15 protein-coding genes are annotated in these 25,620 nt (G+C 37.3%); 1 reads left to right on the top strand and 14 read right to left on the bottom strand.

The window, feature by feature from the left end; all coding sequences use genetic code 11:
- Positions 1-31 precede the first annotated feature (31 nt).
- The 4 genes from PHT93_RS00555 to PHT93_RS00570 form a co-directional block, all read right to left on the bottom strand.
- Positions 32-1,465 (bottom strand): Gfo/Idh/MocA family oxidoreductase, encoded by a 1,434-nt coding sequence (locus tag PHT93_RS00555; protein WP_300238195.1) that lies wholly within the window; start codon positions 1,463-1,465, stop codon positions 32-34.
- A 50-nt stretch (positions 1,466-1,515) separates the two neighbouring features.
- Positions 1,516-3,363, bottom strand: coding sequence for a RagB/SusD family nutrient uptake outer membrane protein (locus tag PHT93_RS00560; RefSeq protein ID WP_300238196.1), 1,848 nt, complete (start codon positions 3,361-3,363; stop codon positions 1,516-1,518).
- A gap of 26 nt (positions 3,364-3,389) precedes the next feature.
- The gene (locus PHT93_RS00565; RefSeq protein ID WP_300238197.1) at positions 3,390-6,998 is read right to left on the bottom strand and encodes a TonB-dependent receptor; all 3,609 of its coding nucleotides are present in this window, start codon (positions 6,996-6,998) and stop codon (positions 3,390-3,392) included.
- A 106-nt stretch (positions 6,999-7,104) separates the two neighbouring features.
- Positions 7,105-8,124, bottom strand: coding sequence for a FecR family protein (locus tag PHT93_RS00570; RefSeq protein ID WP_300238199.1), 1,020 nt, complete (start codon positions 8,122-8,124; stop codon positions 7,105-7,107).
- A 133-nt stretch (positions 8,125-8,257) separates the two neighbouring features.
- Between PHT93_RS00570 and PHT93_RS00575 the strand changes: the two genes are divergently transcribed.
- Positions 8,258-8,878, top strand: coding sequence for an RNA polymerase sigma-70 factor (locus PHT93_RS00575; RefSeq protein WP_300238201.1), 621 nt, complete (start codon positions 8,258-8,260; stop codon positions 8,876-8,878).
- 126 nt (positions 8,879-9,004) lie between these two features.
- On the opposite strand, the gene PHT93_RS00580 is transcribed toward PHT93_RS00575, so the two are convergent.
- The 10 genes from PHT93_RS00580 to PHT93_RS00625 all read right to left on the bottom strand — a co-directional run bounded on the left by PHT93_RS00580 (position 9,005) and on the right by PHT93_RS00625 (position 25,517).
- Complete coding sequence (locus PHT93_RS00580) at positions 9,005-10,627, bottom strand: alpha-L-arabinofuranosidase C-terminal domain-containing protein (protein WP_300238202.1); 1,623 nt, start codon at positions 10,625-10,627, stop codon at positions 9,005-9,007.
- A gap of 11 nt (positions 10,628-10,638) precedes the next feature.
- Entirely contained in the window at positions 10,639-12,240 is a 1,602-nt protein-coding gene (locus tag PHT93_RS00585; protein ID WP_300238204.1) for an alpha-L-arabinofuranosidase C-terminal domain-containing protein, read from the bottom strand.
- Between the two features lie 10 nt (positions 12,241-12,250).
- Entirely contained in the window at positions 12,251-13,531 is a 1,281-nt protein-coding gene (locus PHT93_RS00590) for an MFS transporter (protein WP_300238205.1), read from the bottom strand.
- A gap of 2 nt (positions 13,532-13,533) precedes the next feature.
- Complete coding sequence (locus tag PHT93_RS00595) at positions 13,534-15,018, bottom strand: FAD-dependent oxidoreductase (protein ID WP_300238206.1); 1,485 nt, start codon at positions 15,016-15,018, stop codon at positions 13,534-13,536.
- A gap of 71 nt (positions 15,019-15,089) precedes the next feature.
- Positions 15,090-16,748 carry a RagB/SusD family nutrient uptake outer membrane protein gene (locus PHT93_RS00600; protein WP_300238207.1) on the bottom strand — a complete coding sequence of 553 codons (1,659 nt, stop codon included), beginning with the start codon at positions 16,746-16,748 and terminating at the stop codon, positions 15,090-15,092.
- A gap of 16 nt (positions 16,749-16,764) precedes the next feature.
- Entirely contained in the window at positions 16,765-20,139 is a 3,375-nt protein-coding gene (locus PHT93_RS00605) for a TonB-dependent receptor (RefSeq protein ID WP_300238209.1), read from the bottom strand.
- A 167-nt stretch (positions 20,140-20,306) separates the two neighbouring features.
- On the bottom strand, positions 20,307-21,269 hold the full coding sequence (locus PHT93_RS00610) for a FecR family protein (protein WP_300238210.1): 963 nt from the start codon (positions 21,267-21,269) through the stop codon (positions 20,307-20,309).
- Between the two features lie 215 nt (positions 21,270-21,484).
- On the bottom strand, positions 21,485-22,048 hold the full coding sequence (locus PHT93_RS00615; protein ID WP_300238213.1) for an RNA polymerase sigma-70 factor: 564 nt from the start codon (positions 22,046-22,048) through the stop codon (positions 21,485-21,487).
- Positions 22,049-22,131: 83 nt separating this feature from the next.
- Positions 22,132-24,600, bottom strand: a complete 2,469-nt coding sequence (locus PHT93_RS00620) for a TonB-dependent receptor (protein WP_300238215.1) — start codon at positions 24,598-24,600, stop codon at positions 22,132-22,134.
- Positions 24,601-24,647: 47 nt separating this feature from the next.
- A complete protein-coding gene (locus PHT93_RS00625) occupies positions 24,648-25,517 on the bottom strand; it encodes a GLPGLI family protein (RefSeq protein WP_300238218.1) in 870 nt (289 codons plus the stop codon).
- Between the last annotated feature and the right edge of the window lie 103 nt (positions 25,518-25,620).

Raw genomic sequence — 25,620 nt, forward strand, 5'->3', positions numbered from 1 at the left:
AATCTTTTATTTTTAAAAGTATAGTTATGTGTTAATAAAGCGAATACGGACGTCTATACTGATAATAATACAAGCGATGCGATTTCGCCTCTTTATCTTTTCCAAAACTTAATGTTGCGGGATCCCATTTTACCGGTCTGTTCAATTCTCTTGAAATATTCGCAAGACAACAAAGCGTATTTGTACTACAACCCACTTCAACGGGAGCTATAGGATTCTCGCGCGAACGTACACAGTCAATAAAATCTTGCATGTGAGGAGAACTAATTTCAAAGGCCAGAGCATTACTTTTTGCCCTGTTTTTCTCGTTCTGAGCAGATTGTTGAGCAGCAGTCTGAGCTCGTTTCGCTTCTCTTTGTGCAGGAGTAAGCGGACGGTTTCCTGCCAATTCTGACGGAACTTTTGAAGGATCAGAGCAAGCAAGATAACCACGGGCTACTTCAATCCAACCATTTGTACCGATAAATTTAATCCCTTGTGCTGAGTCATTGTCGTCCAAATACGGTTGCTCGGTCATCACAATGCCGTTAGCATATTTCATCGTGGCATATTCCGTTCCATTGTAACCCTTCGGGATAAATTCTACAGGCCCCGAACCGTCCATGCCAATAGCCGCCTGAGCAATATCGAACATATGCGCTCCCCAGTCTGCCGTATAGCCATTACCTGTTTCCTGATACCAACGCCATGCACCCCAAAGTTTTTCGTTTACTTCAGGATTAAGCGATATAGGAGGACAAAGATCCGGATGATAATGAATTTTAGGATCGTTAAGCGGCCCCATCCATTGATTCCAGTTTAAATTTGCAGGTACGGCTTCTTCCGGGAGACTAAGCGGAGTAGGCGGTTCGCCTACTCTCGCATAAATTTTCTCTATATGTCCGATAGCACCAGTCTGCACCAGTTCTATAGCTTTCTGAAACTCTTTACTTGAACGTTGCTGACTTCCCACTTGCAGTACTCGTTTATTGTTCCGAACAGCTTTTACCATTTCTAAGCCTTCAGTAATCGTATAAGCTAATGGTTTCTGACAATAAACATCTTTCCCAACCTGACAGGCATGGATGGTTATAAGTGCATGCCAATGATCCGGAGTTACGACTTCTACAGCATCAATATCTTTTCGATTCAATAAATCTTCGTAAAATTCATAAGCGTCACATCTTTCGTTCATTCCTTTAGACTTCTGCCATTCTGCAATCCTTTTTTGGAAACGCGCCACTTTCATTGTATCTACATCGCAGCAGGCTGCCACCTGTACCCCAGGACATCCTGCAAATCCGCGGAAATCACTCAACGCTTGTCTTCCCAAACCAATGAAACCAAGAACAATACGGTCACTCGGAGCAATACGTACCCCATCAATAGCCCAACTAGGGAGAATGGTTAACCCGGCAAGTCCAAGAGCTGAATAACTTAGGAATTGTCTTCTGCTGATTCCTTCTTTTTTTTCTGCGTTTTTCATAATTTGTTTGAATAAGTAAAATTACAAATTCTTTTTTTATTTATTCGTTATTATTTCCAATTCTCATTTTGTATTAAGAGACCATCCATCTTTTGAATCTCATTCAAAGGAATAGGTAAAGTAGCCCAATCTGCGTCATATTCGCTTTCCCCATATTTTCCTAAGCCGCATTTGGTTTCGTACTTGCAGAAATCTGTTAACTCCTGAGATGCCACATTCCAACGAACTAAGTCATACCAACGATGTCCTTCCAAAGCCATTTCAATTTTGCGTTCGAAGCGCAATGCCTGAGTCGCTTTTTCTTTTGTTGCGAATTGTGAACTCGGATATAAACCAATACGATAGTTGGCCGCTGCATTAACACCCTTGGTACCATTAACTTTATCATCCAATACATAAGAAGATGTGGTTTCTCCCATTGTTCCCGGATCAGCTGCTTTAACATAACTATTTGCAGCACGAGCACGAACTTGATTTATATATTGTTCTGCTCCCTGAGGATTACCCGTTTCAATTAATGCTTCTGCGTACCATAGTAAAACATCAGCATAGCGAATTAAATGGAAATTCTTTGCAGAAGAACCGGTTATAGTAGAGATAGAGGTGCTTCCTTTATCAGCTTTGCGAGGGATGTTTTTCTTGTTTAAATAATATCCGCCATTTGTTACCTCACGAATCCAACCATCAATAATTGTAGGTATTGACCAATCTAAGAATGGCGTATTGAAGCGTCCTGTAGAAACATCCAGACGCGGGTCGGTATAAACCGTTAAATCTGTATGAGGAACATTGTTTTTATCAGGGATCGTTAACACAGGATCATTCTTATAACTTCCATCCATTTTAGGAAGACCATTTTGGTCCACAATGTGGGAATTAACCAGATCATACGACGGTTGATAGAATCCCCAACCACCTGTTCCAAGTGCGCCGGTAAATCCGATATGCGATGTTCCGTTAATACTACTTGTCTCAGCAACTGTACCTGTTATAGCCATTTGAATATCAAAAACCGATTCACCAGTCCAATCACTTTCTCCTGCAGTATAAAGTTGCTCGTACGTATCTGCCAAACGGAATTTTGTGCCCTCATTATCCTTTCCGTTAGCCATAACTTCTTCCAACAAGCTCTTCACTTCTGCCCAACGATTCTGCGAACCATTCTTTCCGTTATAGGGAGAAGATTGATACATCTTAACTTTAGCTAAGAACGCAGCCGCAGCCCATTTATTGACGCGTCCTTTTTCTTTTGCCCAGATATCCGGTAGATTATCATATGCATATTGAAAATCTTCAATGATTTTATCCCAGATATAAATATAATTACCGGACTCATCAACATTTGATACTTGCGGATTTACATTTTCCTTCATTGCTGCATCATCTACATAAGGGACAGCAGCACCAAATAATTTGACTATCTCAAAATGCCAAAATGCGCGGAAGAAACGTGCCTGAGCTACTGTTTCTGTATAAAAATCTTTTGATTCTCCGGATGCAGAAGTCAACGTCTCTTGTATTGTACCTGCTACTTTGATCACATTGTTTGCAGCAAACACCCCATTGTAACATTTCTTCCATTTGGTGTTCAAATAACCATTGTCGGTCGTAAACTTATAAATCTCGAGACTTGTAAAGTCCGGCTGGTCAGTATAATTGGAACCTTTATTTGCGCTGCCTCCCATTACATCTCCGTAGGCATAATTACTAAGTGTTGCTTCAAAATACGAATTATCATGCATCTTCGCATACATTCCCGTCAATAATTGGGTCACACCATCTTGACTTTGGAAGTCTGGTTCACTAAGTTTTCCCACAGGATTAATTTCTAATAAATCAGAACAAGATCCAAAGGAAAACAAGGCCGTAATTACTGAATATATAATTATTTTTTTCATCTTGTTTATGTTTTAATTAGTTACGATTAAAATGACACATTCAAACCAATGATAAACTGACGAGGCATACCATATGAACCGTAGTCAGTACCCATATTACGGTCTTTTGAATTACCATCACTATCAGTTCTTACCTGTGGATCTAATCCCGAATACCCTGTTATTGTGAATACGTTAGACACCTGTCCATATACACGTACTTTCTCTAATTTAACTTTATCAACAAGTGTTTTAGGTAAAGTATAACCCAAAGTCAACGTTTGCATACGTAAAAATGAGCCGTCTTCAATATAACTTGAGTTTGATTCGTTAGACGCGATTGTACTTTCTCCGGAAACAGTAGCCCATAGTGGATAAATACCATCCGGATTATCTTCAGACCAGGAATTATCACGGCGATCTCTTGAATAAGCAGATTGCAAAGATCCGTAATGTGTATAATATTTATACAATGCAAATAGATCATTTCCTAAAGAAAAGTATAAATAAGTTCCCAGATCAAAATTCTTCCATCCGACACTCAGATTTAAACCTCCGGTCAAGTCCGGATGCGGATTACCAATAAATGTACGGTCGCTTGCATCGATCTTACCATCGTTGTTCACATCCTTAATCCTGAATTGACCAACGAATTCTTTTGCATCGTATCCTTTCTCTGAAGCGGAAAATGGCAATACATTCTTCCCTTCATCATTCTTATAGCCGGTTACATCAGCTTCACTTTTATAAATGCCATCCGTCACATATCCATGGAACATACCAATAGCATACCCTTCCATCATCACATTCATGTTAGAAATACGTGTTCCTTCGAAGATACCGGCTTTAGAACCGATTGATAATAATTTATTCTTATAGTGTGAAAGATTAAGTCCTACGGAATAGTTATAATCTTTAGTTCTGTCTCTCCAAACGATATTTAAGTCAACACCCTTATTTTGCATATCTCCAATGTTAACTTTCGGTTTATCAGCGTTACCCGCTAATGCAGACCAGTTAGCATCAATCAACATATCGGATGTTTTCTTTACATAATAGTCAAAATTGATATTCAAACGGTTGTTGAAAACAGTTGCATCAAAACCAACATTAAGCATTTTCGCAGTTTCCCACTTTGCGTCAATATCTCCTAAGTTTGTTACACCATAACCGGCAGCCACATCAGAGTCTGTCCCAAGAATACTATATAAATAAGTATTACCTGTTCCATATTGGAAAGCCCAGTTGTACGGATCAATATTTGAATTACCGGTTGTACCATAACCAACGCGCAGTTTCAGATCATCTAAATAACTTCTTGTATTTTCCATAAATAATTCGTCAGTCATACGCCAGCCTAAAGAAACAGAAGGGAATGTTCCCCAACGATTTTTTTCAGAGAATTTAGAAGAAGCATCACGACGAACAGTTACTGTTGCTAAGTATTTGCCCTGATAAGAATAATCTGCACGACCAAAGAGACCAAACATTCCGACTGTATTATTCATTGAGCCCTCATTGGTCATATTCGCTGTAGAACCATTATTAATAATCCACGTATTCGGATTGTCTTCAAAAGGATAATCATAACGTTGAGCTTTAATACTTCTACCCATTCCTTCTTTTATGGCTTCAGAACCCACTACGAGATTAAGGGTATGGTCTTCATTGAATGTTTTAGAATAAGTAGCCGTATTTGTCCACTGCCAACTGAAATAGTAACCAGCTGTTTCATTAAAATCATTCTTGCTGGAACCTTCCTTGTTTGTCATAATAGTGCGTTTGCTCATCCAATAATCCCAATAACCATTCAAACGAGTACTGAACTGAGAACGTATCTTCAAGTCTTTGAATGGAATTATCTCTGCATAAGCAGCAGATTGCATACGCATAAAACGACGACGGTTATCTTTTTCATTGTTGATTGTCTGCACAGCACTGTTTGCACGACCACCTTCGGGAGCTTGTGAACCGGCATAATCGCCTCCCACATTATATATAGGCACCCATGGCTGAATTGAGAATGTCTTACCAAAAGTATTATCATCTCCCTGACGGCCTCTTTCTCCTGAATTTTCAATTACAGCAACATTCGTGTTCTGTCCGATATTAAACCACTCATTAACAAAGAAATTTGTATTTGCACGTAAAGAATAACGACGGAACCAAGATTCTTTGATTGTTCCTTCGCGATCCATATAACCTAAAGAGAACGAATAAGTAGCCTTTTCTCCCCCACCAATTACTGAAATCTGATGATCTTGTACCTTTCCGGTTTGTGTCGCTTCTTTAAACCAATCGGTTCCTTTTTTAGCTTCTGCCTCAGAGTACCCATCTTCCAACATTTGGTAATAAGCAGAACGCGACCACGAGTTGGAGCCATCGTCTTTGTAAGATGCAACCCAAGCGCCTATACTGCCGAATTGAGAGACTACCTGATCTTCCGATAATCCAGCCGGCTTAATAGCATAAGGCATCGTTAAATGTCCGCTTCCATCAGCTCCAATTGATCCAAATTGAGCATGTGTCGTTGTTTTACCTCTATAGTTAAGATAATTGCGTTGTCCTTCTTCCTGAAACTCCATTGCTTCCCATGCATCCATCAGGTCATAACCGTCAGTAGCCATTTTTGCAACGCCGAAATATCCATTGTAAGAGACCTTCACCTTGTCATCTTTTTTCCCTTGTTTAGTCGTGATGATAATAACCCCATTTGCTCCCTTAGCTCCATAAATAGCAGAAGCCGCAGCATCTTTCAATATCTGCATAGTTTCGATATCATTAGGATTAACAGCGTTAATATCAACGCCGGATACACCATCTACAATGATCAAAGGGTCAGCACCATTTACAGAACCTACACCACGAATACGGATTGTCGTTTCGCCTAACGGACCACCGGCTGCCTGAACAAATACACCGGCTGCTTTTCCTTGTAAGGCTTCAGAAAAGTTTGAAACCGGAGTTTCCTTTAAATCATCGGTAGCAACAACCGCTACAGAGCCCGTAATGTCTTTTTTAGCCTGAGTGCTATATCCTGTAACAACCACTTCGTCCAAAGCTTGCGTATCTTCCTTCATTACAATCTTAATTGGCTGATTTGACGGTTTTATTTCTTGAGTAACATAACCAATATAGGATATTACTAAGACAGCGTTGCTTTCCACTTCTTCAATCGAGAAATGACCATTAAAATCAGTAATTGTACCTAAGCTCGTCCCTTTGATGGTTATGTTCACCCCGATAAGAGGCTCGCCCGAATCGTCAACAATTGTTCCAGTTACTTTTCTCCCGGTTTGTTCTACTGCAGGAACGGAATTTGTTGATTTGGGTTTAAGGATTACTTTATTATCAATAATAGTGTATTCAACATTCGTTTGTCTTGATACGTTGTTTAGCGTTTCGCGTATATCCGAATGGTTTGATTCAATAGAAACGAATTGCTTTGTATTTACCAGATTATTGTCATAGATAAAAACAAACCCTGTTTCTTTCTCAACTTCTTTTATAACATCTCCGAGTGATGCTTTTCGCATTTCTGAATTATTTGACTCGGTTGCATTAACAAATGCAGTTAATGCAAAGAAAAGGGGAATTAATAAAAAACATGCCAACCTTTTCTGTCCTTTGTTGGTTCTTTCTTTGTTGGTTCTCATACGTATTATAATAGGTTAAATTAATAATAGATAAATTATAGTATTACTGATTGTTCAAATCAGATTACCGCATTCTGTTTTTCAATTTTACTTCATAGGCATTTCATTATTTTGTTAATACTATTTCTACTTTTGATATTCCGTCAGGTGTTACCACTGGCTTATTAATTTTATATTTTATACCAGTCGCTTCTTTAATGTAGCTAAGAACTTGCGGAAGTTGTTCATTATTGAACTTTCCTGTGATTGCGGATTTGTAAATATTTTTGTTTTGTACAATAAAAGTTACGTTGTAGAACCGACTCAATGTTTTTATTACTTGTTTTAACGGTTGGTTATCAAATACAATCCGTCCGTACTTCCATGCAATATCTGCGTCGATATCCGCGTTTTTTATCTTCATCCCTTTGTAAACTTTCGAATAAAAAGAGGCTTCATTTTCTTTCAGGAAACTAACCTTTTCAATATCATTTGCTGATTGATAATTCAATTGCACACGTCCATTTACCAGCGTTGTTTTAATGAAGTCATCATCTGCATAAGCGCAGACATTAAATTGTGTTCCTAATACCTTGATAGAATACGTTAACCCTATATTAACAAAAAAAGGATTCTCTCTCTTTTTAACATTAAAATACCCTTCTCCTGTTAAATTGACCCATCTTTTTTCTGGACCAAAGTCCGAGGGGTAGGTTAGTTTACTCCCTGCGTTGAGACATACTTGAGTACTATCTGGCAGTATAAAAGTTGAAATAACACCTGGGTTCGTAGAAACTTCTACTAAATGTGGAATAACCTGAGTTGTCGGACGAGGGATATAATAACCGATAAGTACTAATGTAGGAATGAGAAGAATTGCTGCCGCTAACTTAACGAACAGAAGTCTCGTTTGGTTCTTTTTCTCCTTTTTGTTAACAGTGCTTTTCAAGCGAATCAAAGCTTCATCAATGTCAATAGAATCTATTATATGAAGATCAGCCGAAGCCTGTTGAACAAAAAACAGTTTTTTGAACAACAACTCATTTTCCGGACTTGCTTTTCTCCAAGCCTCAACCTTCTCCATTTCATCCTTCGATAATTTTTCAAGGATGTAACGATTTATAATATCTTTATTCAGGTTTAACATGTACACAACTAAATCCTGGTTCTAATACTTATATAGCAATCCTCAAACAAAATGTACTAATCGAAAAAGTAATTAATTTTATGTTCTCTTAACAAGTGCCTGAAATTCTTTGCATAATGATTTTTTTATAACTATGTTTGTAAAAAGCATATTAGGAGAATATAATCCGATGGAGAGTGGTAATTCCCTGTTAATTCAAAGACTGATAGAAGGAGATGAAAAAGCCTATAATATTGTATTTAAGCAATATTACAAAGAGCTTTGTGCTTTTTCGTCACACTATTCCGGTCCGTTGGAATGCGAAGAGGTCGTTCAGGAAGTAATGCTATGGCTTTGGGAAAATCGCACACTCTTACCGGGAGACATTGCAATAAAACCCTTTCTTTTCTCAGCAGTAAAGAATAAGTGCATTAATATAATTACCCATAGACAAATTAAAAACAGAGTATTGGCAGAGTTATTCTCTGAATACGAGGAAAAAATAACACCCACTGATGGATATGAGAAGTATGAGCGAAAAGAACTGATCAATTTCCTAACCAAAGCACTAAATGAGTTACCATACGAATATAGAAGTGCCTTTGAGATGAATCGTTTTCAGAATATGACTTACAACGAAATAGCAAAACAAGCCGGAGTATCTCCGAAAACAATTGCCTACCGGATTTCTCAAACACTGAAGAAACTCCGTTTCTTTTTTAGGGATTATCAATTGTTTGTTGCATTGTTCAGTATCTGTCTCGCATATATGTAAATCTCAAATTCGTATATTTTATTGGGTTTCTAAGGCTGACAAGGCATAATATTTTTGCTTTATAACAAACATTATGCCTTGGTTTTAACTTCTACTGCAATAATAAATTACAGAAAAGACTATTTTTTAATCAAATATAGTCTGAGTTTTTTTATATTTCACAATCGTAAAACCACAAGGAGGAATCACAATAGTTAAATCTAACTGCTTGCTTGACAGTTTTATAGATTGAGGGGTTATCTTGTTTCTGTTTTCTTTTGTATTAGCAGCGTTAATATCTTTTTCTTCTAAAAGATACCTTTCAACAGGAATAAAACCGTCTGGAGCTTGGATGTTAATTTTATGACTATCTTCTGGAGAACGGTTTATTAAGGCAATATTTATTGTGTTATCATCAGGCATAACAACTGTTCCATCAATATATGTAGCAACAATATTTTCAGGCAAGAGAGAGGAATCAAAATTCCCCTCAACGGCCAGTTTGTTTGTTGTTAATGTAATGGCAGGTCCTTCTATCTTTATAGTTAAATTTTTGCCATACATGTGTTTACGGTATAATTCAAAAACATAATAAATAGTACTCTTGTATGCATCGTCATCTCCCACAGAACGTATCAAACCATGGCCGTTCACCGGGAAAATGTAATTTGCCATTCCTACGTATTGGCTATGACGAATAAAAACGTTTAACATTCCCGCTATTGTAGCGACATCAAATACTCTTCTATCATCATTCCTTGTAAAAGCATATTTACCATTAGAGAAGACAGAATGACGACAATTCCACTCGTCAATACTCAGTCGAATGGGATTATCTGTCCTATTAAATTGACTGTTGATGCGATTTAAAAGGATGCAATTGCTTTGAATCTGTAATTCTGTTTTTAACGGAGCAAATAAAGTATAAGTCGGATCCTGAATGCAATCTTCTTTTATTTTAGCACCCATATAAAAGTGTACTGTTAGAAAATCAATCAATTGACCGTTTTTTTCTAAAATCTTTTGATTCCAATCATCTGTATGTCCTACACCCAACAGGTATAAATCAGGATGTAATGTTTTAATACAAGAAGCCCACTGATATAGTTTGTTCGCATAAAAATCAGCGGTTTCAGCTTTGTGAATTCCATATGAGCCGTAATTTTCATTTCCAAGACACCAATACTTTACATTATATGGATCAGTATGTCCATTGGCTATTCGTTTCATGCCAAAAGCCGTCTCTTCTGAACCATTAACGTATTCAATCCAATTCAGAGCATCTCCTAATGATGCGGCATATTCCGGATGATTACTCATGTTGAAATTGAGATAAGGTATCGTTCCTATTTTTTGACACCATTGCAGAAACTCGTCTGTTCCAAAGAGATTTGTGTCGTAACCTCCCCAACGAATGCATGCTATCTTCGGTCGTTTTTCTTTCGGACCAATACCGTTTTCCCAATTATATTCATGTATGTATGTACCCGCCGGCCATCTAACAATAGGCATTTGTAGGGATTGCAACAATTTGAAAACTGAAGGATTTTCTTCATTTTTTTTATTTAGTAGTCCTCCATATATAACTTTGTCATTGCAATCTTCCAACATCTGTCCATAGATCATAGGATCTATGGGCGTTGGATCTTCTGGTATTTTGATTGATATATTAGTTGTTTGCTTTGCTGTTTTTTTAGTAGAGGCATAACCCGAAAGAATACATAGTGATAGGCATATAATAATGCTTACCTGAGTGTTGTTTATTTTCATCTCAAACCTTTCTAATGAATCTTTTTATAAATGATAAGAGCAAAACCACAAGGAGGAATGAGCAATGTAGAATTTAAATCTTTTTCTGAAAGATTGATCATCTGTGGAACTATGTTCTCTCTCTCATCTTCTGTGTTTCTATTATTAATATCTTTATTCTCAATATTCCACATGATCGTAGGGATATAACCATCGGGCACTTTTATTTTTGTTTTCTGGTTTTGTGTATGAGAACGATTAATTAATGAGATATGTATGTCTTTTTTATCAGTAAGGACTGCTGATCCATCAATAAAATTTACAGTAATATCTCCCTTATTGAGTTCTGCGCTGATGTCTCCTTCTACAGCTAATAGATTAACAGGGAGAGTTATTTCAGGTCCCCTTATATCCATATCTATTTTCTTTCCAATCATATATTTACGATATAATTCAAAAACAAAATAATTAGGAGTTTTATAGGCATCCTTTGTTCCTATTGTTCGTACCAAACCATGTCCATTTACGGGGAATATATAATTAGCCATCCCTACATAAGGGCTTTGACGAATAAATACATTCAACATCCCGGCTATAGTAACTATGTCAAATTGCCTTCTGGCGTCATTACGCGTAAATTGATATTTTTCTCCGTTAAATACCGAATGGCGGCAATTCCATTCATCAATACTGAATCGGATAGGGCTACCTTGACGTCCAAAGTATTTGTTATACTTCTCCAATAATTCTGCGTTTTTTTGAAGATGAAGTTCTATTTTTACAGGTGAAAATAACGTATATTCAGGATCTAGTAATTTATCATTGTTCATTTTCGCCGTCATATAAAAATGCTTTGTCAAAAAATCAATAAGTTTTCCATTCTTTTGGAGAACGGTATCATTCCAATGATAAGTATGACCAACACCTAATAACTGTAAATCCGGATATTGGAAACGGATTGCACTTGCCCAACGATAAAGCCTACTGGAATACACATCGGCCGTTTCCGCTGTATGCCTTCCCCAAGGACCATAATTCTCATTCCCGATACCCCAATATTTTACCAGATAAGGATCTTCATGTCCGTTCAACGCTCGCTTTTTTCCGAATGTTGTTTCTTTCGAGCCATTAACGTATTCAATCCAGCTAAGAGCATCCCCTAATGATCCTCCATATACCGGATCATTTCCCATATTAAAATTTATATAAGGTTCTGTACCTATCTTTTTACACCATTTCAGGAATTCATCCGTTCCAAATAAATTAGTTTCCTTTCCTTTCCATGCAAATTCGTCAACAACAGGTCGTTCATTCATGGGGCCAATCCCTTTTTTCCAGTCATATTCATGAACATAAGTACCCCCTGGCCATCTCATTACTGGCATATCCAGAGGCTTTAATAGTTCATTTACTTTGGTGTTTTCGGTTCCGTCCTCATTTATGAGTCCTCCATAAATTACTTTGTCATTGCAATCTTCCAACATTTGACCATAAATCATCGGATCAATTCTCACAGAAGATTCTGGAATTACTACCGTAACAATAGTTGTTTGTTTTGCTGTTTTTTGCCCATATATACTCAAACAAATGGAACAAAAAAACAGGCTTGAAATTAATAGTTTTTTTATATTCATGATTTGCAGATTATTTATTAAAGTTTCTAATGACGCCCAGTTTTCCAACCAAAACTTGTACGCAAATAAGACTAACCAAATACGCAATACCAATATAGATAAAAACAGGCAAATAGGAGTGGGTTCCAATTGTTGCTCCAATCATTTTCTGAGATACAACACTTGTTATTCCTCCCAAAGTTCCTCCTAAACCGGTAATGGTGGCCTGAACACTCTTTGGGTATATTTCTGATGGAATAGTAATATTTGCCCATAACCCATGTGCCAGCATAATTCCGGAAATACAAGCTATCGCAGCAATCGTATTTACCCCGGAGAACAACAGAAAACAGAGAGTCGGAATAATTAAAGAGGCAATGACCATAACCATTTTGCGTGCTTTATTCAAAGACCAGTCATAGCTGTTTATTAAATGGCGCGGGAGTATTCCTCCCAATATTGTACCTATGCCCATTGCAGTATAAGGTAGCCATGCTGTTACTCCTAATTCAGAAAGGGACAGTCCTTGTACATCTTGTAAATATTTGGGAATCCAAAAGAGCAAAAAATAAGTAACCGGATCGATAAATATGCGTGCGCTAAAGCATCCCCAAGTCTCTTTCTTACTCAAAAGTTGTTTAAGCTTTACTGGCGTTTCGATTTGTTTGTCTTCTTTAATGTTTTCGTCCTGAAGGATATAGGATCTTTCTTCTTCTGTTATTTTAGGATGATCTTTGGGTAAGTGATAATATCTGATCCAGAAAAATAACCAAATAAAGCCTAATAATCCGGTTGCTAAAAATGCTGCCCTCCAACCGAAATATATTGCCAGAAAAGAAACAATAGGTACAGCTAATGCAGCACCTATTGCTGTTCCCGCATTAAAAATGCCAATGGCCAATGCTCTTTCTTTTAACGGAAACCATTCTGTAGAGGCTTTAACACCACCAGGAAAGTTCCCGGACTCTGTAATTCCAAGAAAAAAACGAACTATAGAAAATTGTATGATAGATCCTGCAAAAGCGTGCATCATACTCACTAACGACCACCCACCAGCGAAAATAGCAAATCCCTTTTTTGTCCCGATCTTATCAATAATACGTCCACTTAACGCATACATAAGCGTATAACTGAATACAAATACTGCTGTAATATTGGCGTAATCCGCATCAGACCAGTTTAAATCCTCTTGAATGGTTGTAGCAAGAATGGCAAATGCATTTCGATCTAAGCAATTTAATCCGGATACTAAACAAAGTAAAAAGGCTATTTTCCACCGTACAGATTTATTATCAAATAGATTATATCTCATGCTCATTTACTTTTTTTGAAAGGATTGTAATGAGCCGCTTTTTCTCCACTACCATTTACTCGTTTAAGGATAAGACTTTCATCACGATTTTCTTCGCTTTCTCCATTTAATAAATATTGACCGTTTTTAATTAATGTCTTTTTTAATATAGCTATATCTATTTCTCGAGTTAATTGTTTCTTGCGGTTTAACAATGCTGCGGCTGTTCCCGCACCTTCTCCTGTCGCGATACAAGTTGCCATAACCCGTATCGAGCCAAATGCTGTGTGCGTAGCAGAAATAGTTTTCCCAGCAACTAATAAATTGTCAATTCCTTTGGGAAGTAGACAACGATAAGGAACCTCATATACAACTCTGCCGGATCCGGTAAAAATCTGTTGCTTCCCCTTTGGCGGGTGAATATCAATGGCGAATGTTCCACACGCAATACCATCATTAAATGTTGTTCCTTGCAGAATGTCATCTTCCGTTAATATATAATCCCCTTTTATATGACGTGATTCGCGTGTTCCAACTTGTATTCCTGTATCGATAATATTTGATTGAGCAAATCCCCCTATTTTTTTCTTTAAGAAGTCATGTACTTGTAAAACTTGTTTGCGAAGAAGTATTTCTGCTTGTGTTAAATCCTTTGCATTTGTTGCATCTACATTCTGTAAACGCGTAGAATTAACAGAGAATTGATTATTTGGAAGCTCATACATTAAGATACGAGGTGCCACTTCGCTGTCTAAGTCTCCATCAGCAATCGCTTTATCTACTAATTCATGAAGTCCGAGAAATGCAATCGCTTTCTGACTGTCAATTTCTTCATCAGTAGGATTGTCTTTTAGTAAATTTCGATTGTTTTTCATCCACTTTCGTAGTTCCGTATTATCAATGTTCCCTACTCTGAAATATAATGTTGCAGGTTGCATCGCTCCATCTTCTTCACGTCCTTTTGTAAAAGGAACATTAGAAAAAGCAGCTACGTCTGCATCGCCCGAGCAGTCAATGATGTATTTCGGACAAATTGCTTGTCGGCCTGATTTATTCTCAATCACAACATACTCAATTATACCATCCTTTACTTCTGCATCTGTAACTAATGTGTGGAATAACAGGTCAACTCCAGCTTCTTCTAACATATCAAATAGAATGACTTTGGTTCTTTCCGGATCAAATGGAGTCATGGAAGCATTATCGAATGTAAGGTCAGTCACATGACCTATAGAAGCCTTTGAGGCAATCATTTGCTCAACAATTTCTCCTGCAATACCCCTAATCACTTGTCGGCCGTTAATATCATGAAATGTAAAGATTGGATTCACCATTGAAGTAGTCAGGTTGCCTCCTGGGAAACCATATTTCTCAATTAACATAGTGTGAGCTCCATTTTTAGCCGCTGCAATAGCCGCTCCTAATCCGGAGGGACCTGCGCCAACAACTAACACATCTGGTCTTGCGATCACAGGTATTTCTCTTTGTTTCTCTCTAATAAATTCCATAAAGACATAGTTTTATAGAGTGTGACAGAAAAAAATATTCTATCACACTCGATTTTTTTTTAATAAAATGATTAATAACCCGGATTTTGCGTTAAATTAGAATTTGCCTGAATCTCAGAAGATGGAATTGGAGATAAATAGTCACGATCAGGATCAAAAAAGCGTACACCTAATTTAGTCCCTAATTTATCTTTTTCGGCAAAATTACTATAGTCAGGATTGCCATACTCATCAATCTTCGGAGTAGAAGTCGGATATCCGGTAGGAACACGACCATAACAAGTACCATTCATCAGTTTATCTGCAATATGCCAGCGGCGGATGTCAAATAAACGAAGTCCTTCTCCGGCCAACTCATATTTGCGTTCTTTTCTGACTGCTGCTCTAAATTCTTGCTGGTTTTTCCCAGAGGTGATTTCTGGCATCCCAACTCTTCTACGTACTTTGTTTATCGCTTCATACGCTGATGCATCCAACTGATTTAATTCGTTTTTTGCCTCCGCATACATTAAAAGGATATCTGCATAACGGAATGCAATGGCATTAATTGACGAAGCTCCATCTGTGCGATATTCAAGTGAATCACAGTACTTTCGCCAGCAATAGCCTGAAAAACTGGCATAAGCGTGAGTTGCATCTAAGTTGTTTATACGTATAGCCGGAGACTTGTTATAATCCCAGCATTTAACGCTATCTTTATTTGTTTCAAATTGATATCCGAAAAAGATACTCCCTGGTAAAACGATTGTTTGATTAAGCCTTGGGTCTCTATTTTTCCATGGATTTTGAGGATCATACAATGGCGACTTATCAATAGATAATCCGTCAATACACTCATAAGAGTCCACCAACGCCTGTACAGGCATTTTATTTGAATACCCACCTGCTAATCTGGACTTCATACGACTTGGTATTCCTTGGCTCTTATCGTCTTGATTATATTGAATAGCCCAAATGATTTCCTTAGAAGTTTTTCCCTTCAACATGGTAATGTCACCGTAATTGAGTTCTAAATCATATTCAACACCTTCTAATTCCATAATTTTCTCACAGGCATTGACAACTTCTGACCAACGTTCATTATATAAAGCCGTTCGCGCTTTCACAGCCCAGGCAAAACCTTTTGTAATAGCCATGGTGTTAGGCTCATTCGTTTGCTGTAAATATTGAGCAGCATCATCACATTCAGAGATAATAAAATCAACTATATTGCTTTTTGCTTCTCTACTTACATAGGCTTCTTCCAGCGTTAATGTATGATCAATCAATGGTACATCGCCAAACATTGATGTCAAGAGGAGATAACAATAAGCTCGTAAAACTTTAGCTTGGGCTTTATAGTGTTCAATTTTATCTGATGAGACATTATCTTTAGCACGTTCTATATTCTCAAGTATAAAATTACACCGATTTATGGATTTATACATGTTTGTCCATATACCACTTAATTGTCCTGCAGTTGTATTCTGGTACATCTGTTCAGGTTTATGATCTCTTTCTGCAGAAATATCCGAACCCGTATCAAAATAAATGATAAATGGTATTTGATCATTTAACAGATAAAATGGTGAATGTATCCCCACAATAGCCATTTTTATTTCATTTTCATTTTGAAGAAATGTTTCTGTCGAAGGATAATTTAATGGGTATTTCTCCAATGTACTTTCACAAGATGCAAACAAAATGATGCATAAAGTGACTATACTGAATATATTTTTATTTGTTTTCATAATGTGATCTGTATAATTAAAATCTGACATCTACTCCAAAACTGATTGTTTTTACTTGCGGATAATATGCCCCACTTGAAGCTGGAGATACTTCCGGATCCCATCCATCCCAGAAATTAGTAAAAGTGAATAAATTCTCGCCAGAGATATAAAAGCGTAAATGTTCCATTAACATTTTCTTTGATATGGAAGTCGGTATTTTATAGCCTAATTGAATGTTTTTCACTCTTAGATAAGCTGCACTTTTCATGTAAAAATCAGAATCTAAATAGTTGTTTGTTGAATCATAAAAATACAATCGAGGGAATGATGCATTTACATTTTGATTTTCCTGTGTCCAACGATCTTTGTGCATGCTAAATGCTGTACCTCCTGACCAAAATGGATACATCGCAATTTGAGATAGATAACCATCTACTTTCCCTACTCCTTGTAACATGACATTAAGATCAAATCCTTTATATCGTCCATTTAGGTTTAATCCAAACGTATAACGAGGAATTGTTGACCCCAAAACTTCCCGGTCATCTGCATTGACAATATCATCATCATTAAGATTGGCATATCTTAAATCTCCAGGAGCTAATACTCGACCTTGACGTTCCCACTTGTATGATCCGTCATCGTTGAAATCTTCGCTTGTCAGTATTCCTAAACTCTTTCTCATATATAATGAATTAATAGAGTAACCTTCACGATTAGTCACTAATCCGGTTCCATTAATTCCTTTTAGATCAGTGATCTTGTTTTTTACATCTGAAAGATTAAATGATACGTCAAAGTCGAATTCTCCAATACGGTCTGAATACGTAATATTCAAATCATAACCGTTGTTTTCAACAACACCCGCATTTTGATAGGTTGGTTCTAATCCCATTGTACCTGGAATGTCTAACAACATTAATATATCTTTTGTCTTTTTATGAAACCAATCTACCGATACATTTAGTTTATTCCATAAATTAATATCCATCCCTATGTTAGACATTGTCGTTGTTTCCCAAGTAATATTAGGATTGTTCATCGTTAGTACTGCAGCACCATCAACTAATTTATCTTCTGAAATATACTTGGTGCTCATATTAATATTGGAAGAGAAAGGATAATTATTGCCAATATTTTGATTTCCCAATGTACCCCATGAAGCTCTGATTTTCACATTAGAAATATTCTCTCTCAAATTATTCCAGAAAGCTTCTTCTGACAATCTCCACCCGGCAGAAAAAGAAGGAAAGGCTCCCCATTTTTTCCCCTTGGCAAACTTGGAGGAACCATCATATCTTATATTTGCTTCTAATAAATACTTGCTCTTATAGTCGTAATTGACACGTCCAAACCAAGATAAAAGTACATTTTCCCCAGCCCATCCATCATTTTTCATATTCTCTACTGAACCGGATTGTAATACGGTATAATCAGGGAATGCAAAGTCATCTCTGAATGCATTAAAGCCAGAGGAATAGTTTGATTCATATTGAAAACCAGCCAAAGCAGAGATACTATGAAGGCCAATTGTTTTATGATAGTTTGCAGTTGTTCTGGACTGCAAATATCTGCTATAATCAGATTGCTCTGTTAATTGTGATTTGCTCGGTAGTTGTGAAAAAATACTGCCATCAGGATTATATGTTGTTATTTGTTTTACAAAACTTCTTGATAGTGGATATGAAATAGATGGAGAAAAGACAGTTTGCATTGAAAAATCTTTGTGAGGTTCCCATTTAAAAGATATATTCCCCGTAATAGGTGTGGATTTTTCATTTGTAAAACCTCCTTGATAAATACTTGCCACCGGATTTTCTCCGTTCTGTCCTTCTGCATAATTCCCGTTTGCATACTTCGCAGCTTGAACAGCAGGGAGTTTATTCATTAAAAAAAAGATATAACCTGTTCCTGATGAATTCCCTGAATTACTTTCATATTTTGATACAGAATTTCGATTTGAATTATATATAAATAAGTCCAAAGAGGAAGAAAAATTCTTTGTAAATGCAAAATCAGTATTCAAACGTACAGAAATACGCTCAAAATCCACATGGTCAATTATTCCATACTGTTTTAAATAGCCTAATGAGGCTAATACTTTTAGTTTATCAGTTCCTCCGGTTAAAGTTAAACTATGATTTTGTTGTAATCCGCTTCCTTTTAGTATTTCTTTCTGCCAATCCGTGTCCGGATAAGAGTCTCTATCACTACTCCCCTTTTCCTTCCAGTTTTGGATTTGCTCATCTGTATAGACAACCCCTGCGCCAGCATTTACTTTTGACTCATTTAATAATAGGATATGGTCAATCGCATTTAACTTATTGGGAAGATTTGTTGGACTTTGCTGCGCAATGTATCCACTATACGAGATATTAAACTTTCCTTCTGAAGCACGTTTCGTGGTAATTAATATAACACCGTTTGCTGCTTTTGAACCATAGATAGAGGAGGATGCAGCATCTTTTAGAACTGAAATTGATTCTATAGTTGAAACATCTATATTGTTTATACCCATCTCAAGTCCATCAACAAGTACCAATGGGCTGGAATTATTTAGTGTTCCTACTCCTCTGATTTTTATATCTCCGGCATCAAGTCCTGGTTGACCGGATCGTTGTGTGACTGTTACACCTGGGGCTGCTCCTTGTAATGCCAACGATGTCTGTCCAACCTGACGTTTCATCAAAGTTTTACTGTCAACAGAAGCTATAGAACCTGTCAAATTCACTTTCTTTTGCGTTCCATACCCGACCACAACAACTTCCTCTAACACTTCTGCGTCCTCCTGGAGTGTTATTGCCAGAGTATTCTTACCTGTAACAGCGATTTCCTGTTGATTAAAGCCTATATAGGAAACGGTTAGCGTAGAATTGGGAGATACACTCAGGTTGAAATTTCCATCCATGTCGGTGATTGTACCATTGGTAGTTCCTTTTTCAACTACATTTGCTCCGATCACAGGTTCTCCATTCGGATCTACGATCTTTCCGGTGAGAGTTTTCTTTTCTTGTTGAGGTAATGAGGTTTCAACAAGTTCTTTTTTTCGAAGTGAGATATAGGTGTTATTTAATGTATAATCTATATCGCTTTTATTAAACACGTCGGCAAGAATAGAAACTACATCATGGTTCTTTCCATTGATGGTTACCTGACGGTTTAGGTCGATGTCTTCTTTGCTGAAGATGAATAAATAATCTGTTTGTTTTTCTATTTCGGTAATCAGCTCATTGAGTGTAAGTGAATTTTTCTGGATATTCACCGTGGTTTTTTGTGAATAGGTATTCACGGCGTAGAGCTGTAACACACAGACAAATGTAAAAACAGTCCATAATTTCATAATATGAATTATTTTCTTCGATTTAAGTGTTCTTGATGCATAAAAAATATCCGCTAAGTTTTTTTTCATAACTTTGCTTATTAATGTTAGTACAGTTGTTTAAGGTCACGTTTTAAATGGACGTATTGACATTGTCGAAGGGGGATGGTGCAACATTCCCCTTTTTGTGTCATGTCCATGACTTTTTTATTCTTCTATCATAGGCATTTCATTTTTTAGGTTAACTGTTTTGTTGTTTATTCATAGAGTTCTATTTCGTTTTCATTGAGGATACGGTAGTTGAATTTTCCGGTTTCTTTTATTGCATTCAGGATATTCACTATATCGTCTGTCTGACGGAATTTCCCTGATCGGGCATAGTTGCCGATTTCCGGGTTTTGAATCTTTATTTTTACATCATACCATAGTTCCAACCTGTCAACTAATTCCTTGAGTGTTTTATTATCAAAACTATAGATTCCGTTCTTGATATAATAGGATTGAGCGAAAGAAGAAGTTGCTTTTTCTAAAACACCCTCTTTTAAGAATGCTTTTTCATTCGGTCGTAAGAAGAATTGTTCATCTACGGCTTCTTTATAAACGCTTACTGTCCCTTCTATCAGGTCTGTTTCAAAGATTGGGCTTTCGGAATAGGCGAATACATTGAATTGTGTTCCTGTAGCTTCAATATCGTATTTGCTGGTTTTTACAATAAAGGGATGCTCCTTGTCGGAATGAACGGAAAAGAAGGCTTCCCCGTCTAATTCGATATTTCTTGTCTTTTTGTTAAATTGGTTGCTGACTTTCAATTGTGACCGGGAACTAAGCCACACTTCACTTTTATCGGCCAGCGTTACGTGGATTTGTTGTCCTTTGGGTACTTCTATATAGGTAAATTCTTCTACTTCATTCTGTACTGCAAATTCTTTGGAAGCAAACCAGCTAATAATCAATAAGACAATCACTGCGGCGTATTTAGTCCAGGAAATATAGGCTCGTTTCATCTTTTGATTTGCTGCGCTTCTCTGTATTTCTTCGAGTTTACGTTCTGCGTAAAGCTTATCGTTTTCCATATAAGCCATTCCGGAAACAGCCATAACGTTTTGCAGGCGGGCAAATTCTTCTTTCAAAGATTCATCCTTGCTTAACTGACTGAAGAGCAGGCTTTTTTCTTCCTCTGAAATGGTACCAGCAAAATATTTATCGAATAGTTCGTTCATAAAAAGATTCTCTTTATAAATAAGACGTAGTTTTTTGGATATGCCACCTAAAGAAATAAAAAAATATCTTCCTGTAAATAAATAGTCCTAATGAATTAGAATTTAGAGGTAGGTGTAATCAGATTTAGAGGTAGGTTAAAAACGATTTAGAGGTAGGTCTAAATCCGAGTATAATAGGATCTTTGTTTTTCCCTGATTAGAGTAGGGTGATGGCTTTAAATCAGAAATAAAAACAGAGGAACATAGTCTTTTAATTGGACTCTTAGTTTTTTTAATGCGATTGCTATCTGTCCTTCGATGGTATTGGTCGAAATATTAAGGCGTCCGGCTATTTCTTTGTGAGACAGTCCTTCAAGTCGGCTTAGGATGAAAATTTCTTTACAACGGGGAGGTAAGGAATCTATGGCTGAGGTTATAATCTGATCTATTTCTTCACGGGATAGTTTGTTCTCGTCGAATTTCTGAAGAGAGTATAGCTTGAGTTCCAACTCTTTTTCCTCTATTTCGGATAAGGATTGTTTACTTCCTGCCTGTATCTGCTTTCTTAAATAATCAATACACCTGTTTTTAACCAAGGTAAATAAGAACGCATTTTGGTTATTCAAGGAGTCAAGTACTTCTTTATGTTCCCACAGATAAAGGAATAAATTCTGAACAATATTTTCTGCTTCCTCTTCAGACCGGACATAAGCCTGAGAGAAACGCACTAATTTGGGGAAGTATATACGATATACTTTTGAGAAGTGGTCTTGCGTATTATGATTCAGATTTTTGATCATTACATTTGCCGATACTGTAACTCTTTCAACAAATGTAGTCTGTTTTATTTAATGTACTTACAAATTCTTTCAGAACTTTAGGGCTAAAACCGGTAACTCAATGTAACCTTGAACTCACGAGGGCGGATGTTGATCCATGAACTGTAGCGTTCTAAGTTATTGTATTGGATATAGGCATATTGTTTTTTGTTAAATAAATTCTGTGCCTCTGCCTGAATCTGCCATTTGTCTTTTTTCCATTTGAAATTTATATCGGCGAAGAAAGTGTGCAGGCTCTTTTCTGGAGTGATTTGGTTGTAATAATGTTCCAGTGATGTTCCCGCACTTAGGTTTTTATAGGTGTAAGACAGGTTTAATTTCTGAATGGTATTGATCAGGACTGTCTTTTGATGTTCTCCGATACGATTGAGGCTACGGCGGATTTGTGCTTCGTAATTGGCTTCCCATCCTGTGGCGGGCGACCAGTTTATTTTGGGTTCGGCTTGTAAATAGGTATATCGATAAGGGATGAGTAGTCCATCGCTTAGCTGTTCTCCCTTGTTTGAAGCTATTGATAATGCAAACGCTATTTTCAGCCGTAGGTTAAAAAAGCCTTTGGAGATATTTCCGTTTATGTTCCAGCCTTGCCCTTTATTGGTCAACGAATGGGTAACCAAGGAGATTGTATCTGAATAAAGCACTCGTTCGGTTGTTTGATCGGAATAGTTTGTGTAGCGATTGAGGGACAAACTGCTGAAAAATTCATTTATCACATTTTTGTATTCTGAGTAAAGCGAGTAGTAGTTTTGTTTCTGTAATGATAGTTGTCCATTTGGCGTGTATTGAGTACGGTAATCCGTAAAATACGGTAAATTGTAAAATTCCAACCTATACCCCGGTTGCTCTTTGTGAGAGGCCGACGCTGAAAATAACCAGGCATAATTGGGTTTGAACTGAACGAAAAATGAAGGAGAGAACAAGATGTGGTTGAACACGTCTTTCTGAAATCTGTCCCAGCTTACCGGGAGATTGAGTGTAGTCCGCCATTGGGTATTCTTCCATTGATAAAAAGGATTTAAAAAGAGACTATATCCATTTTTCAAATTGCTTGTCTCCGTTGTAAATCCTGCCGTATATTTTTGTGTGAAAAAATTCCGGCTTCGTAAAAGAGAGGCTGCCTGATCGGTGTAAAAATGATTCAGATTTACCGACCGTATCCGATCATCCACCTTTAGAGAAGAAGGTAAATGTCTGAAACGCATCAGGGAATAGAATTCATAAGTATAGTCTTTTCGTTTCCACATGTTTTGCAAATAATTTCGTGCATCAAAGCTTTGGGTCTCAATTTCTTGCTGTATCTCCTTATTCCCTGAATAAATAGACCGCCCTTTCTGTAGATCACCATCTATGCTGAATTTATTAATCAGGTAATGATCATCCGCATTATTCTCTAACTGAACTTGTAGGTTTGCTGTGTTTGAATGCAGTACATCCGCTCTTTGCTCTCTGATCAGCACCGAATCTTCTTCGAAGAAATAAACCGTTTCGCTTCCTTTTTCCTGCTCTCGTTTATCATGAATATATCCGGCGTTCAATTTAAGTTGCATCGTCTCGTTTAGTTTATAAAGACGATTTCCGGATACGGAATGAGTATTATTAAAAAGCGTGCGTTCTCTTTTTAGAGGGGAGGATAAGCTAAGTTGAGGCACAAACGGATGAAGTGACGGTTTGTTTGTTTTCGTAGTACTATGTGTCAGATCCTGCTGTTCCAGACTAACATCATCGCCGGTATTATTCCCTTTGTAGAAATAGGCGGACTGACTCTTACGGCTGATTTGTATGGCATTGGCATCACTTTCCCAAAGCAGCTGTTCTTTGTTAGCGCCTAATCCTCCGCTTATATTCCCCATCCATCGGTCTTTGAATTCGGGTTTTAATTTGATGTTAAGCGCAACATTTTCGGTCAAAACTTTATCGCGCAACATACGTACCGGCTGATGATTGTCCAAAATCTGCACCTTATCCACAGCCAATGCTTTAAGCCCTTTTGCCAATTGATTATACTTTCCGCCCATCAGTTCCATGTTTTCGACATAAAAGTTGCTGATCTCTTTACCATTATAAGAGATTTTTCCATTTAAGTCGCTTACATCGACACCGGGTAATTTCCGAAGAACATCTTTGATTGATTCGTCATTCGGAGAAATAAAAGAGGCCACATCATAATTGATAGTATCCCGTCTGCCCCATACCCTTCCGGGACGTATTTCCACTTCTTTAAGACTGAACGTTTGCTGTTCGAGCTGTATATGTAATCGTTGTCCGGTTTGTGCAGGTATCTTCACCGGTTTGTAACCTAAAAGCGAGACGGAGAGAAACAAAGAGTCACAAATTTCTTTGCACGGCAAACTAAATTCACCCGCTTGATCCGTTAGCGTGTACATAAGTATTTTCTCCGATTTTCCGTAAGTCAGTGTTACCGCAGCATACTCGACAGCTATTTCCGTTTTGTGATCCGTTATTTTCCCGGTAACCACCTGTTGCGCGACTACACGGGAAGAATAACAGGACATGCTGACGCATAAAATCAAGATCAAGTGTGTGTATCTCTTATCCAATATCATTTTTCCGTCAGCTCAATTGGATTATAGGACATGTTTTTCGGACCAGACGTTGCTTTACCACTTTCATCTGTGATTGTTATTTTCATATTCGGATTTACTGAGGCGATAAACCCTATTGGGTCTGCCATATATCTTTCGTATTGTTTGTTCAGATCTTTTCGGGAAATGGGTTGACGGTTACTTTTCTCGATCGTGATCTTTCCCAATTCATGTTGTTGCTCAATACCCGTACAGTTAAAGGTGTAATGCCCTCTGCTATCTTCTGCACGAAGAATCAGTCCCGGTAGGCCTTGTAATTTCCAGGGCCCTTCACTTCGCGGAATTTCCGGAGTAAACCAGGCGGTATAATCGCGTCCTTTAAACCTGCAAGTCGCCTTTTTGCACAAATAATTCAAAACAGTACAAGTATCCTCATGAAGAACCCATTCCCGCATTTCGGTCTTTTCTTCGCATATAAATTTAGACATAGCTAATTGATCCAGTGTCGTAGTTTTACCGGAAGGGAAATTCTTAAACAGTATTGTTTTTATTTTTGGATTGTATTGTTTCAAATGCTCCTGTATCACTTCTAATGGAGCTCCGGAAGCCTTATCTGCTTCAATTATAGAGTCGGTCAGATATTTCACATAACTATAAAAAGAAGAACATTTTTTGCCGACTTTCAGTAACATAACTTCCGAGTCCTTCTTGTCTGGTTTCAAGCTGTCCGGAGTAAATACGGCTTCATATTGGGCGGTAAACAAGACCTCATCGATCGAGTCGGCCTTTAGAACTTCGCTTGTATTAATCACCTGCAATTGTAACTGGGATTTCCCGGCAAACGCAACAAAGAAAAAGAATAACATTATCCATACTCTTGTTTTCATGCAATAATTGTTTAATAATTGACAAATCAAAAGTAAGACGCGACTATGCAGAAAACAGTCTGATTTTATTACTCAAATATTACGCTGCTTAAAATAAGCTTTC

This window comes from Massilibacteroides sp. (genome assembly GCF_028705895.1).
Classification (GTDB): domain Bacteria; phylum Bacteroidota; class Bacteroidia; order Bacteroidales; family Tannerellaceae; genus Massilibacteroides.